General features: G+C 39.6%; 14 protein-coding genes. 6 read left to right on the top strand and 8 right to left on the bottom strand.

The genetic code is table 11. From position 1 onward, the window contains the following. The 4 genes from WNY79_RS15195 (at position 1) to lpxC (ending at position 4,296) form a co-directional block, all read left to right on the top strand. Entirely contained in the window at positions 1 to 780 is a 780-nt protein-coding gene (locus WNY79_RS15195; RefSeq protein ID WP_342876291.1) for a cell division protein FtsQ/DivIB, read from the top strand. Next, positions 777 to 2,009: a cell division protein FtsA gene (gene ftsA / locus WNY79_RS15190; RefSeq protein ID WP_007582937.1), complete on the top strand. Its 1,233-nt coding sequence runs from the start codon at positions 777 to 779 to the stop codon at positions 2,007 to 2,009. Before WNY79_RS15195 ends, ftsA begins: the two co-directional genes overlap by 4 nt. Before the next feature lie 21 nt (positions 2,010 to 2,030). After that, on the top strand, positions 2,031 to 3,278 hold the full coding sequence (gene ftsZ, locus WNY79_RS15185; RefSeq protein WP_024599294.1) for a cell division protein FtsZ: 1,248 nt from the start codon (positions 2,031 to 2,033) through the stop codon (positions 3,276 to 3,278). A gap of 106 nt (positions 3,279 to 3,384) precedes the next feature. Then, a complete protein-coding gene (gene lpxC, locus WNY79_RS15180) occupies positions 3,385 to 4,296 on the top strand; it encodes a UDP-3-O-acyl-N-acetylglucosamine deacetylase (RefSeq protein ID WP_024599295.1) in 912 nt (303 codons plus the stop codon). Between the two features lie 80 nt (positions 4,297 to 4,376). Here the strand turns inward: lpxC and yjjG are convergent, their stop codons facing one another. The 3 genes from yjjG to WNY79_RS15165 all read right to left on the bottom strand — a co-directional run bounded on the left by yjjG (position 4,377) and on the right by WNY79_RS15165 (position 6,572). After that, the gene (gene yjjG, locus WNY79_RS15175; RefSeq protein WP_197184600.1) at positions 4,377 to 5,051 is read right to left on the bottom strand and encodes a pyrimidine 5'-nucleotidase; all 675 of its coding nucleotides are present in this window, start codon (positions 5,049 to 5,051) and stop codon (positions 4,377 to 4,379) included. 13 nt (positions 5,052 to 5,064) lie between these two features. Continuing rightward, positions 5,065 to 5,610: an inosine/xanthosine triphosphatase gene (yjjX, locus tag WNY79_RS15170; RefSeq protein ID WP_342876290.1), complete on the bottom strand. Its 546-nt coding sequence runs from the start codon at positions 5,608 to 5,610 to the stop codon at positions 5,065 to 5,067. Between the two features lie 62 nt (positions 5,611 to 5,672). Continuing rightward, entirely contained in the window at positions 5,673 to 6,572 is a 900-nt protein-coding gene (locus WNY79_RS15165; RefSeq protein ID WP_024599298.1) for a phosphoribulokinase, read from the bottom strand. Positions 6,573 to 6,729: 157 nt separating this feature from the next. Here WNY79_RS15165 and WNY79_RS15160 point away from each other — a divergent pair, with 157 nt between their 5' ends. Both WNY79_RS15160 and WNY79_RS15155 read left to right on the top strand, forming a co-directional pair. After that, entirely contained in the window at positions 6,730 to 7,605 is an 876-nt protein-coding gene (locus WNY79_RS15160) for a hypothetical protein (protein ID WP_342876289.1), read from the top strand. A 76-nt stretch (positions 7,606 to 7,681) separates the two neighbouring features. Further along, entirely contained in the window at positions 7,682 to 8,047 is a 366-nt protein-coding gene (locus WNY79_RS15155; RefSeq protein WP_007579906.1) for a hypothetical protein, read from the top strand. Between the two features lie 75 nt (positions 8,048 to 8,122). Here WNY79_RS15155 and WNY79_RS15150 read toward each other — a convergent pair whose 3' ends face one another. The 5 genes from WNY79_RS15150 to WNY79_RS15130 form a co-directional block, all read right to left on the bottom strand. After that, positions 8,123 to 10,696: a M1 family metallopeptidase gene (locus WNY79_RS15150; protein ID WP_342876288.1), complete on the bottom strand. Its 2,574-nt coding sequence runs from the start codon at positions 10,694 to 10,696 to the stop codon at positions 8,123 to 8,125. A 148-nt stretch (positions 10,697 to 10,844) separates the two neighbouring features. Beyond that, on the bottom strand, positions 10,845 to 11,525 hold the full coding sequence (locus tag WNY79_RS15145; RefSeq protein WP_024599301.1) for a hypothetical protein: 681 nt from the start codon (positions 11,523 to 11,525) through the stop codon (positions 10,845 to 10,847). A 99-nt stretch (positions 11,526 to 11,624) separates the two neighbouring features. After that, a complete protein-coding gene (locus tag WNY79_RS15140) occupies positions 11,625 to 11,975 on the bottom strand; it encodes a DUF2750 domain-containing protein (RefSeq protein ID WP_024599302.1) in 351 nt (116 codons plus the stop codon). A gap of 17 nt (positions 11,976 to 11,992) precedes the next feature. After that, entirely contained in the window at positions 11,993 to 12,571 is a 579-nt protein-coding gene (locus WNY79_RS15135; RefSeq protein WP_024599303.1) for a glutathione S-transferase family protein, read from the bottom strand. 64 nt (positions 12,572 to 12,635) lie between these two features. Further along, the gene (locus WNY79_RS15130; protein WP_002958009.1) at positions 12,636 to 12,917 is read right to left on the bottom strand and encodes a peptidylprolyl isomerase; all 282 of its coding nucleotides are present in this window, start codon (positions 12,915 to 12,917) and stop codon (positions 12,636 to 12,638) included. Between the last annotated feature and the right edge of the window lie 55 nt (positions 12,918 to 12,972).

Below are 12,972 nucleotides of genomic sequence, written 5' to 3'. Positions count from 1 at the left end.
ATGCATCCCCTTTTAGAAAAAGCTCAAGAAATCAAACTGAAGCTTAATTGGTCTCTGATTTTTGGTGTGAGTTTTTTTCTCATTGTTGTAATTGGCTTAGTGCAAATTACGACAGGTGTATCGGATTGGTTAGTTGAAAACAAAGATGCTCAAATTAAGCACCTTACAGTGCAAGGGCTGCCTAAATACACAGATGAAACGGCAATTATAAAAGCGATTAAAAAAGCCGATTTAAGTAGTTTTTTTGAACTTGATGTTAAGCATGTGCAGCAGCTAGTTCAAGACTTGCCCTGGGTTGCTACCGCTTCGGTACGTAAGCAATGGCCTGATACTATACAAGTATATGTAGTTGAACATGAAGTAGTAGCACATTGGAATAGCGACTTATTGCTCAACCAAAGTGGCCAAGCATTTCAAGCCAGCAGCGATAAGTTAGATGATGACTTACCGCAGTTATACGGCCCAGAAGGCAGCGAAGAAGAAGCGTGGATTGCTTTTAAGCAATTTGATGAGATGCTAAAAGTTAACGGCTTAACGTTAACAAGTTTGGCATTGTCGGAGCGCTTTTCGTGGCAATTATGGCTAGATAACGGAATACGTTTAAATTTAGGACGTAAAGATAAAGCCAAGCGTGTGCAACGTTTTATAGACGTCTACCCACGAATGGAACAACGTGCAGATGCACAAGTAGATACAATAGATTTACGGTATGATACCGGCCTTGCAGTAAGCTTTAAGCCAGTGCAAGAAGAACAATTACAAAATAAGAGTAAGGCATGACTAAGTCAGCAGAAAGAAACCTAGTAATAGGGTTAGACGTTGGCACCTCGAAAGTGGTTGCCACGGTAGGTGAAATCACCGCAGATAACAAGCTCAGCATTGTTGGTGTGGGCAGCCAAGTATCTCATGGTATGGATAAAGGCGGCGTTAACGATTTAAACTTAGTGTCTGAGTCTATTCGCCGAGCAATAGACGAAGCCGAGTTAATGGCTGATTGTCGTATTAGCTCTGTGTATTTGGGGATTTCTGGCAAACACATACAGTGCCAAAACGAAAGTGGCGTGGTGGCAATTAATAACACCGAAGTCACTGACGAAGACATTGAAAATGTAATTCATATTGCGCGTTCTGTGCCTATTTCGGCAGAGCGTAAAATGCTGCATGCATTACCGCAAGAGTACAGCATCGATATGCAAGAGGGGATTAAAAACCCATTAGGCATGAGCGGTGTTCGTATGGAAGCGCGTGCACACATTATTACGTGCTCAAACGATATGGCAAAAAATATCGAGAAATGTGTAGAGCGTTGTGGTCTTGAAGTCGATCAGCTTATCTTTACTGCATTAGCGTCATGTTATTCTGTACTAACAGATGACGAAAAAGAGCTAGGTGTTGCAGTACTTGATATTGGTGGCGGCACTATGGATATCACCATTTATATTAATGGTGCACTTCGTCACTCTGCGGTTATTCCAGTGGCGGGTAACCAAGTTACTGGTGATATTGCAAAAATATTTCGCACACCTATATCACATGCCGAGTCACTCAAAGTACAATACGCATGTGCTAGTAGCCAAATGGCCAGTAGCGAAGACACAATTGAAGTACCAAGTGTAGGCGGACGACCAGCAAGGTTAATGTCGCGCCATACATTATCTGAGGTGGTAGAGCCTCGTTTTAGAGAATTATTTGAGCTTGCGATGGAAGAAATTCGTCGTTCAGGCTTAGAAGACCAAATTGCGGCAGGTCTCGTTATTACAGGCGGAACTGCTAAAATGACTGGCGCGATGGAAGTGGCAGAAGACATCTTCCAAATGCCAGTAAGAATAGGCAAACCAATCGGGATGGTTGGTTTGACAGACTATGTAGATGATCCTTCGTACGCAACCGCTGTTGGTTTGTTACAATACGGGCGTACCATGCAATCGATGAATGCACAAAAGTCGAAAGCAGAGGATAACAATAATTGGTGGAACCGCATTACTAAATGGTTCCAAGGCGAGTTTTAAGACTCAAGTCGGAGAGTAAACATGTTTGATATAATGGAACAACACAGCGAAGAAGCTGTAATAAAAGTAATCGGCGTGGGCGGTGGTGGCGGTAACGCTGTTGAGCACATGGTAAAACAACAAATAGAAGGCGTGCGTTTTATAGCCGCTAATACTGATGCGCAAGCATTACGTAACTCTGCTGCCGATATTACAGTTCAGCTAGGCACGCAAATAACCTCTGGGTTGGGTGCGGGCGCAAACCCTGAAGTAGGCCGTAAGTCGGCTGAAGAAGATGCAGATACAATTCGTGCCAGCCTTGAAGGCGCCGATATGGTCTTTATTGCAGCAGGTATGGGCGGTGGTACAGGTACTGGTGCAGCACCGGTAGTTGCTAAAATAGCAAAAGAGCTAGGTATTTTAACTGTTGCAGTTGTAACACGTCCTTTTGATTTTGAAGGTAAAAAACGTGCAGCAGCCGCTGAACAAGGTATTAATGAATTGTCAGAAATTGTAGATTCACTTATTACAATTCCGAACAATAAATTGCTTAAAGTTTTAGGAAAAGGGACTACACTTCTAGATGCCTTCGCTAAAGCTAATGACGTATTATTTGGTGCGGTACAAGGTATAGCAGAGCTAATTACACGTTCTGGTTTAATTAACGTGGATTTCGCCGATGTTAGAACTGTAATGTCTGCAATGGGTACTGCAATGATGGGAACGGCGTCTGCGTCAGGTCCTGATCGTGCACAAGAAGCAGCAGAAGCGGCTATCTCAAGCCCACTACTAGAAGACGTTGATTTAACAGGTGCTAAAGGCATATTAGTTAATATTACCGCAGGTATGGACATTGCGATTGAAGAATTTGAAATTGTTGGTAATCACGTTAAAGCACTTGCGTCAGAAAACGCAACGGTTGTTGTTGGTGCGGTAATCGACCCAGAAATGACTGATGAGCTACGTGTAACGGTTGTTGCAACTGGCTTAGGCGGCGATCGTCGTCCACAGTTTGGTATTGTTGATAACGGCTTTAAAAAAGCATCAGGTTCTGATGTTGCAAGCACATCAAACCAAACGAGCAGTATGTACGTACCAAGCTTTGCAAGCCAAGATACAAACACTGAAGAAAACACTGCTAAAGCGCAAACGCAAAGTAAAGAAAAAGCGCCTTCAACGAGCTCAAGCAGTGCATCAAGCTCTTCAGCGCAAAACAGTAAAAAAGCGGATAAATCAGAAGGTGGTGATTATTTTGATATCCCCGCTTTTTTACGTAAGCAGGCTGATTAACATTTAACAATACTTTTGTTTGAAATATGTACGAATATTGAAAGGCAAAAGGATTTATGTTAAAATCCGCCATATAACTGTAACTGATTTAAAAGTGAGCATACCTATGATTAAACAGCGTACGATTGCAGAAGTAGTCAAAGCCATAGGAATTGGACTTCATAAAGGTGAGAAGGTCACAATAACTCTCCGACCTGCGAGCGCAAATACTGGGATTGTATTTCGTCGTGTCGACCTTGATCCGGTTGTTGATTTTGAAACAACACCTGAAGCCGTTGGTGATACGCAGCTGTGTACCTGTTTAATTAACAAAGATGGTGTTCGCTTATCGACTACTGAGCATCTTATTGCAGCCGTGGCTGCAATGGGGATTGATAATTTAATTGTAGAATTAGATAGCTCAGAAGTGCCGATTATGGATGGTAGTGCATTACCATTCATATATTTGTTGCAGAAAGGCGGAATTGAAGAGCAAAACGTTGCTAAACGCTTTATCCGTATTAAAGAAAAAGTACGCATTGAAGAAGATGGTAAATGGGCTGAAGTTGAACCATATGATGGTTTTCATATCGACTTTGAGATTGCATTTAACCACCCTGCTATCAATGAAAGTCGCCAACGTATTGGGTTGGATATAACAACGCAAAGCTTTATTGAAGAAATTAGCCGTGCGCGTACTTTTGGATTTATGAAAGATATTGAATACATGCATGCAAACAACCTAGCGCTAGGTGGGAGCATGGATAGTGCAGTTGTACTTGATGAATTCAAAGTTTTAAATCCTAACGGTTTACGTTATAGCGACGAGTTCGTTAAGCACAAGATATTAGACTGTGTTGGTGACATGTTTATGACAGGCCATAACCTTTTAGGTAAAGTAACTGCATTTAAGTCAGGTCATGATTTAAATAATAAATTACTTCGTAAAATTATGGCAACAGAGTCAGCATGGGAGTGGGCAACATTTGAAACGCCTGTGACGATGCCTGCACCCGGTCTTGAGTTAGCCCACGCTTAAAAGCGTTATAGCGAAGCTCGAAAAACAGTTATAAAAAATGACGCTTATTAGCGTCATTTTTTTGCGTGAAATTTACTTTATTATAACTCTAAAAGAGTTTGTAACTGATTTAAATTAGTTACTGTATAGGTTGGCTTTATTCCGTCGGCTAATCGCTCACCAGGGTGCTGTAACCAGCAAGTATCAATACCAGCATTGTTGCCGCCAAGTATGTCACTTGCCGCTGTATCACCTACCATAAGTATTTCGCATTTATCTGGGTTACCCATTAGCTCAAATGTGTGCTCGAAAATCGCTTTATTCGGTTTTGCTATACCTACAAGCTCAGATATAACTAACCATTCAAACATATCTTTTAAGCCAGTATGCTCAAGACGTACGGTTTGTAAGCGGGCAAATCCGTTAGTAATAATACCTAACTTAGCGTGCGGCTTAAGTTTATTTAAAAGCTCAATAGCACCAGGTAATGGCTCGCAAATTTGCGCCATAGAATCTAAAAAAGCATCATTTAGCTCTTTTGCTGGCACATTTAGCTTTGCAGCCCATTCATTAAAGCGAGTTACTTGTAAGTAATCTGCGCTAATAGTGCCATCTTGATAATCAACCCACAGCTGCTTATTGGTTTTTTGATAATGAATATAATCGTCTTGGCTAAAATCTACGTTGTAAGCTTTAAACATGCGAGTCATACCCGCTAAAATATCAAACCTAAATAAGGTTTCGTCTGCATCAAACAATACATAGTTGTACTTCATTAAACTTCCTAAATTAATTTGTTTGGCTGTATAGCTCAGGGTGTAAAAAAGGCGCCATAGCTAAAGTGAGTGCTTGTGTGTAGGTACTTTCCCGAGTGGCATGATTGTTTGTAAGCAGACCAATAGCGCCACCTTTTTGTTTAACGTTGGTGGTATTAAATGCTTTGTCCATTACATCGCCAAGTTCTTCACCTTTAAGTAAAGCATTATAAAGCACTTGGGGTAGAGGAAGGTTGCTGCTACGCCCTACAACTTGATTTAACGCATTATCAATAACTACGTAAGCAAAGGTTGCTGCACCATAGCTAAATTGCTCTGCACCGCCCTCCATTGCAACGTAATAGTGAGCTTGGTGGTACTCTTTGCAATAATTTACGCGGTTTTGCGCGCCAATACGTGTTTCGTCTTCGCCAATAGGCTGATCGGGCACGCCTGAGGGAGCATTCACACCTTCACAATCAATGATACATTCTGGAAAATACATAGTAAAAATATGTTTAGCGGCGTTTATTTTTACAGGATTTTTAGAACCGACAATAATTTTTAATTGTTGTGACATGCTGATCTCACCTTGAGTAAAATCAGCAGTGTACGTGAGTTGGCTCAATCTTAGAAGAGGAGTTAAATAGGCAAATCGAGAGGAGCTAGATTTTCCAGTGCACGCTTTTTCAAAATAATATCTTTAATCAATGGGGTAAGCACAAGCTCCATAGCTAAGCCCATTTTACCGCCTGGTACTACAAGTGTATTTATACGAGACATAAAGCTGCCTTCGATCATGCGTAAATAATAAGGAAAATCAACATCATCAATTCCTCTAAAGCGAATAACTACAAAACTTTCATCGAGTGATGGAATATCTTTGGCGCTAAATGGATTTGAGGTATCAACAGTAGGCACTCGCTGAAAATTAATATGGGTACGAGAAAATTGCGGGGTAATATGATTTATATAGTCATCCATACTGCGCACAATTGAACCCATAACCGCTTCGCGAGAATGGCCGCGTTCGGATGTGTCGCGTATTAATTTTTGAATCCATTCAAGGTTAATAATAGGCACCATGCCTATTAATAAATCAACATGCTTTGCAACGTCTACATCTTGATCAACTACGCCGCCGTGCAATCCTTCATAAAACAAAATATCGGTATTGCTATCAAGGTCTTGCCAAGGAGTAAATGTACCCGGTAATTGATTGTATGGAACGGCTTCATCAAAAGTGTGTAAATAACGGCGTAACTTACCTTGGCCTGTTTCACTATAGTTTTCAAACAACGCTTCTAAAGAACCAAAATCATTTGCTTCTCGGCCAAAGTAACTAATGTGTTTATTTTCTTGTTGCGCTTCACGTACTTTTTTATCCATTTCAGGGCGAGTGTAACGATGAAAGCTATCTCCTTCGATAAAAGCCGCTTCAATATTAAGGCTACGGAAAATATGTTTAATTGCATTGGTTGTGGTGGTTGTACCTGCACCAGACGAACCCGTAATCGCAATAATAGGATTTTTAGCTGACATGTTAATTCTCTTTTTTAGGACCAGGTTTTATAACCAGACTAAACTTAACATTATTTTAAGTCGTTTGGGTATCTTAAGAGTTGACTGACTTAGCTCAAGTGACGTCATCAGCAAATAACGTTATCATGAGGTGCTTAAAATTAAAACGAGAGAAAGCATGAAACTTATTAAACCATTACTTGGGGTATTTTCTATAGCAGCGCTTAGCCCAATTATGGCGCAGGCTAGCATGCCAAAAAGCCAAGTATTACTTGCTGATTTAAATACGCCTTATGGGGTACAAGTTAGTATAGTGAGTGATAAAAATAGTTATAACAATCAACCATACTTAACAAGCGACGGTTTATATTTTACTCATGAGGTCATTACAGATGGGCAGAGCCAAACCGATATTGCTTATTATGACTTAACATCAAAACAAGTAACTAATATCAGTAACTCTCCCGTAAGCGAATATTCACCAACTGTTATGCCTAGTGGTGATGCAGTATCAGCGATTGTTGTTGAGGCAGATGGTAAACAAAAGTTGTGGCGATACCCACGTAAAAACGAAGATGCGCCAAGTCGTATTTTTGATTGGATTGAGCCTGTTGGATACCATGCTTGGGGCGTTCAAAATGATTTAGTGATGTTTATTTTAGGAAAGCCTCATACCCTTCAATATACATTAGTTGAAGAAGCAAAGGGAAAAATAGCTGCCAGCAATATTGGCCGAACACTTATTTATAATAACGCGACGGCTACATTTTTATTTAGTTACACTAAAAACGAGCAACACATTTTAGCAAGTTTTAATCCACAAGATAAACAAGTTGAAGATTTACTAAGATTGCCAGCTCAAGTACAAGATTTTATTTTAAAAGATGATGCAACTATCGCTTACGCAATTAAGAACCGCGTTTATCAACGCAAGCTTGAGGGCAGTGACGAAGTATCGCAATGGCTTAATTTAAGCACTTACTGCGAAACAAATATAACAAGAATGAGTTTCAACAATGAAAAACTCGCTTTTGTATGTGATATAACGAAGTAAAGCAGACAAATAAATTCAGATTTTATTGTGTGTATGCGTTAATCTAATGCGTAAATTTAATTAATAGGGATTACACGTGGCTTATAGTGCAGACGAGCTGACAGAACAGCTTATTAAATTACAGTGTAGAAGTAATTTTAAGATTAAAAATATTGCAGAGTACATGTTAGTAAACTCTAAAGAAGCATTTTATACCCACAGCGAAAGTGGCAAGGGTAAAATAGTAATTCGCCCCGCATTTGAAGTGTTTAGTGATGATTTTAGTGATATTGATGGCGTAACGCGTGCTCAAGGGTACTTTCATAGCAGCGAGATGACACGCTTTCCTACGCGTATTTTTAAAAGCGCCCAACCTATTCACTATGGCGTGGCATTTAAAATAAATTCTGAGCAAGCAGCAAAAGACTTTATAGCCAAGCTAACTATGATTATTGGTAACTAATTTTATATAAAACGTAAAAAGCCGCTGAATTTATATTCAGCGGCTTTTGTATTTTTATAGCTTAATAACTAAGAGTTACTTACTTTTTAAGAAGCTATTAACCGATTCAAGTTCGCGTGTTTTAAGCGCAATACAATCGTTTGTGCTTTCTTCAAGTTTACTTAATGTACGAGCGTAACCTGCTACATCAGCTACTTTTTCGTTAAAAAATACTTTTGTTTTAGCTAGGCTTTCTGCATTACAGCTTGCAGTTGTAAAGTACGGTAAGTTAGGAATAAAGAACGGCGGTAAGCTTGCTGTTACTTTATCGTAGTTACTGTAAACCCAGTCAATAAATAACGCTTGGCGCTCATCTGTATAACTTTGACCTGACAAAATAGTGCGCATGTCAGATGCCGTTACTTCATCCGTTAAACTATAAGCTAATACCGCTTTTTGTAACTCAGGTTTGCCAAAAAAGCCCATTGCAGCAAGCATGTTAGTGCGTACTTGTGGATCTTTTGTGGTTTTAAACGTTGTCATGAACTGATCAAGCAGCGCTTTGTCACCATGAAAAGCAGCAAGAGTTAAGTACGTACCCGCTAAATAAGGATCTACTTTTTGTGGATCATTTAAATAAACTTGTGTTTGTTCTTTTGCCTTTTTGATGACGTTTTGATCTTCACCATCAAAACCTAAGCGTGATACAACGGCTGCACGAAGTTGTGCAATAGCTCCATCTTCTCCCGCTTTAGCTTCTAGGCCATATTTTTTAGCCGCAGGCGTTACCGCATTACGAATAAATTCAGGCCATAAATCTTTATTGCTATCGTCTTTAAAAGTACGTTGTTGCGATACTAAGTAACCTAGTGCGGTATTTGCTACGCGAGGATGGCTATCGCTTACGAACACTTCAAGTGTTTGCATTAACTTAGCAGCAGATATAACACCAGCATCAAGTAGTGCATCAGTAGCTGATAGTAACGCTAAACGCTCACGGTCACTCAGTACGCTTGGCGCTTTTTTAACAAGTGCGCTAAATTGTGCGTCATCCATTACCCAGCGATAGTAGCCTAGTGCACCTTGGTCAGGATAAATCCACTCTGGTTCAAAGTCTAAGTCTAGCGTTTGGCTTTGTTTATTAAGTAATACGTTTGCTGTTTTTACTTTATCGCCAGCACCATACTTAATTGCAACCGGTACATTCCATAGCTGCTCTGGCGCATCCACACCTGCATTTACAAAGCGGCTTTGTGAAATAGTTACTTTGCTACCTTGTTGAGTCACTTTAACTAGTGGGAAAGAGGATTGCTCAATAAACGATTTTAAAACGCTTGCTACATCTTTGTTTGATGCTTTGCCTAGTGCTTCCCATAAATCAGCCGCTTCAGCATTTTTGTACGAAAACTCTTTTAAGTAGCTTTGAATACCTTTTTGAAATGCATCTTCGCCAATCCAGTTTTCAACCATAGCAAGTACTGAGCTGCCTTTACTGTAAGCAAGGCCTAAACCATCCATAATGTCGGCTTCGGTTTTAATTGGCTTACGAATAGGCTTAGTGCTTAAACGTGCATCAAGTGCCATTACGTTGTTTTGTGGCAGGTCTAGATGCGATTCAAACTCAGGGTTAAGCTGCTTAGTAATTTTTGCAGCCATCCAGCTAGCAAACGCTTCGTTTAACCATAAGTCGTTCCACCATTTCATGGTTACTAAGTTACCGTACCATTGGTGAGCAAGTTCGTGAGCAATAATTGATACATTACGTTGTTTTTTACTACGTGTTGCGGCAGCTAAATCAACCAGTAAAATATCTTCTCTGTAGGTAACTAAGCCTGAGTTTTCCATTGCGCCAAATGGAAATTCTGGTACCGCTACTGAGTCTAATTTTTTGTAAACGTAAGGAATACCAAAATACGCTTCAAGTGCGCCTAGTACATTTGGCATATTTTCTTTTGCGTATTGGGCTAAGTGAATTTTACCTTGTGGCGTAATTACACGACCAGGAATTGGCATGCCTTTAATTTCTAATTCTTCAAATGGGCCAACGGCCATTGCCACTAGGTATGAAGGGATTGGCGGTGTTTTATCAAAAAAGTGTGTGGTCATATCGCCATCAACCGTTGTTTTTAGTTCTGGCGTATTTGAATATACTTTTTGTGATGTAGGCGCAGTAATCGTTAACTGAAATGGAATTTTGTAACTTGGCTCGTCAAAAACAGGAAATGCACGGCGTGCATCACTCATTTCAAATTGAGTAAATAAGTAAGGTGTGCCTTGGTCTAATGTTTTGTATAAACCAACACTTTGACGGTTATATGGCGCTGAAAAATCAACTTTAAGTGTGTATTTACCTGGTTGAATTTGTTCATCACAGCTAAATTTAACTTTACCTGTTTTAAGCATTTCATTGTTTAAATCACAGCTTTCATCACCAAGCAGTTGCGCCATTTTAACAGCGTAAGCTACGCCATTTAACTCAATATATTTTGTTGGCTTTAGTACTTCTAGAGAAATCTCAGTCATCCCTGTGAATGTATCTTGGCTCGGGTCGAGTGTTAACGAGACCTGTTGTGAACTTGGTTTTGCGAGTTTTTCAATAACGAATTCGTTAGCGTTTGCAGCACCCATTGCCAAAGCAACGCTCACTGTTAAGAGGCTTTTAAGAAACATAGTGATCCCTAGATTGTTGTTGTTAGAAACTACCCTAAATAGGCTTTTTTATGCTCATATAATTAGGGGGTTAGATATCCTAACAGTTTTTTTAAATAGAGTAATTGATTATAACGGTGACTTTAAAGGGAAATAGTAACAAAGTTTGTCAGTGGCTTTCGCGTGTTATAAAACGCTGCCAATGCAGGTGTGAGTTAATAATACGTATTTGTTGGACAACGGTATTTAATAAGTGAGTATCGCTAAACACATCGTGTGGATACTCGTTAAAGCCCATTAAATAATTAAATGTGTCTTTAGAGTTAGCTTGCAGGGCGTATATACGCACTTGTTGCTCAAAGTTAAGACGAAGACTGCTTATTGCTGTTTTCATACCGAGTTGATCTACGTTTGGTATATCACATTTTTGCAGGTAACCGGCTCGCTCCCCTTCACCTGAAAACCAAATACGTACTTTTTCACTGTACCTGCCAGTTTTAGCGGGTAAGTCGAACATTAATCGGTGTTGGTTTTGCGATTTGATGAATGTTATATATTCATTAAATCCAGCATTTATAAGAGCTTGATGTACTGGAACTAAACGAGGTTTAATTTTACCGTGGGTATAAAAATTAAAACATAAGACATTTTTTTCAAGAGACAGATCATCAAGCGTTAAGTAACCAATCTCATCGCTATAAGCACCGCTATAATATGCAATTAAAGGGAGCCAAAAGTGCCAGTGTTTTGGTTGCTCTCGTGCAACTTTAAAATCACCGTATATATATCCGTTATAAAGGGTGTGCAATTCCATGGCGGAAAAGGGGCGGCGACCAAGATGGGTTTTCAACGTAATACCTTGAAAATAATGATGTGTTTTATTTTATACCCAACTAGCAATAGATGCTAGTCGGGTTTTATTCGCTTTTAACGCAAAGCGTATAAAGTATTATTCACTCAATGCGCGAGCTAAACCTGTAGGCTCAATTTCTGCACATACTTGGTCATCATTCCAGTTAATACCAACAAGTGCATTATCTTCATTTAAGTCTTCAACCCATGCATCTAGAAATTCATCAAGGTTGATTTCTACTGGACTGTAATCTTTCCACTCTTCTTTACACTGTGCTTTTGCTGCTGCTTCACTTTCCCAAAGCAGTAGTACGTCAGTTTCGTCAAATTGGTTAGAATCGCACACTACAAAGCCATTATCTTCTGCACCAAGTGCCCAAATTACTTCGCTAACACGTACTTTTTCTACGAAGCTAACTAGTTGTGATTCAATTTCGATATCGCTCATGTGTTTACCCTTTTAAATTAGTGACGAGGATTAGTGTCTATTGCTGCTTGGCGCTCACCATATTGCTTATGAAAAGCAACAAGCGCTGAATGCTGACTAAAGTCAGCCAATTCGCGAAAGCAAATCCAATCAAGCAGGCAGTATAAACTGATGTTGAGGTATTCACAGCTTTTAAATTCTTCATCGCTTAAATGAGAATTTAAAAAGCTCAATGTTTGCTCAATACGTTCGTTTTGCAGATTAAAAAATAATTTATCGCTTTTGGTGTCAAATCCAGAACGTTTACACAACACCATTTCTACTAACGAATCGTTACAGGCATTTATAGTTGTAAGTAAGTGCTCTTGAGGCCACGTTAGTTTTGGCTGACCTGTTTTTTCAAGTAAATAACGCAATATAGAATTAGAGTCGCTAAGTGTTAAGTCACCATCTACCAAAATCGGGATTTTTCGAGCCGGGTTTTTACTGGCCATGGTAGGGCGGTCTTGATCAGAAAATATGTCTAAACTTACAAGTTCTAGCTTGCAGTCGTTTTCTTGCGCCCAAATTCTAATTCGGCGTACGTAAGGTGAAGGTACAGAACCAATTAATTGCATAATTACTCCATAAAAAAGCCGCATAAGCGGCTTTTATCAAATGTTACTTACAGTACAGTTAAATTTATTCTGAACGGCTAGTAACTTCAAGTAAATGATAACCAAATTGAGTTTGTACAGGGCCTTGTACTTGATTAATTGGCGCAGAAAATACAACTTTATCAAACTCTGGAACCATCATACCAGGGCCAAACTCACCAAGAGCACCGCCATCCTGACCTGAAGGACAATTAGAATGTGCTTTTGCTAATTCAGCAAAGTCTTCGCCTTGCTCAATTTTTGTTTTTAAGTCTAAGCATTGTGCTTCACTGTCTACAAGTATGTGTCGTGCGCTTGCTACTGTCATAAAATCTCCCGAATATAATGTGGTGTTTTTTTAACCGAATTGAAATGTCATTCTA

Origin of the sequence: Pseudoalteromonas sp. AS84 (assembly GCF_038900255.1) — a bacterium.
In the GTDB taxonomy this organism is placed as follows: Bacteria; Pseudomonadota; Gammaproteobacteria; order Enterobacterales; family Alteromonadaceae; genus Pseudoalteromonas.
Note: the sequence above shows the minus strand (reverse complement) of the source record. Positions and strands in the feature narration are given on the sequence as shown.

Bases quoted from the DNA above. Each gene is read 5' to 3' on its own strand.
- WNY79_RS15160 (WP_342876289.1), top strand. From the start codon at position 6,730: ATGAAACTTATTAAACCATTACTTGGGGTATTTTCTATAGCAGCGCTT.
- WNY79_RS15140 (WP_024599302.1), bottom strand. From the start codon at position 11,975: ATGAGCGATATCGAAATTGAATCACAACTAGTTAGCTTCGTAGAAAAA.
- WNY79_RS15135 (WP_024599303.1), bottom strand. From the start codon at position 12,571: ATGCAATTAATTGGTTCTGTACCTTCACCTTACGTACGCCGAATTAGA.
- WNY79_RS15150 (WP_342876288.1), bottom strand. From the start codon at position 10,696: ATGTTTCTTAAAAGCCTCTTAACAGTGAGCGTTGCTTTGGCAATGGGT.
- yjjG (WP_197184600.1), bottom strand. From the start codon at position 5,051: ATGAAGTACAACTATGTATTGTTTGATGCAGACGAAACCTTATTTAGG.
- WNY79_RS15130 (WP_002958009.1), bottom strand. From the start codon at position 12,917: ATGACAGTAGCAAGCGCACGACACATACTTGTAGACAGTGAAGCACAA.
- ftsZ (WP_024599294.1), top strand. From the start codon at position 2,031: ATGTTTGATATAATGGAACAACACAGCGAAGAAGCTGTAATAAAAGTA.
- ftsA (WP_007582937.1), top strand. From the start codon at position 777: ATGACTAAGTCAGCAGAAAGAAACCTAGTAATAGGGTTAGACGTTGGC.
- WNY79_RS15165 (WP_024599298.1), bottom strand. From the start codon at position 6,572: ATGTCAGCTAAAAATCCTATTATTGCGATTACGGGTTCGTCTGGTGCA.
- WNY79_RS15195 (WP_342876291.1), top strand. From the start codon at position 1: ATGCATCCCCTTTTAGAAAAAGCTCAAGAAATCAAACTGAAGCTTAAT.
- lpxC (WP_024599295.1), top strand. From the start codon at position 3,385: ATGATTAAACAGCGTACGATTGCAGAAGTAGTCAAAGCCATAGGAATT.
- yjjX (WP_342876290.1), bottom strand. From the start codon at position 5,610: ATGTCACAACAATTAAAAATTATTGTCGGTTCTAAAAATCCTGTAAAA.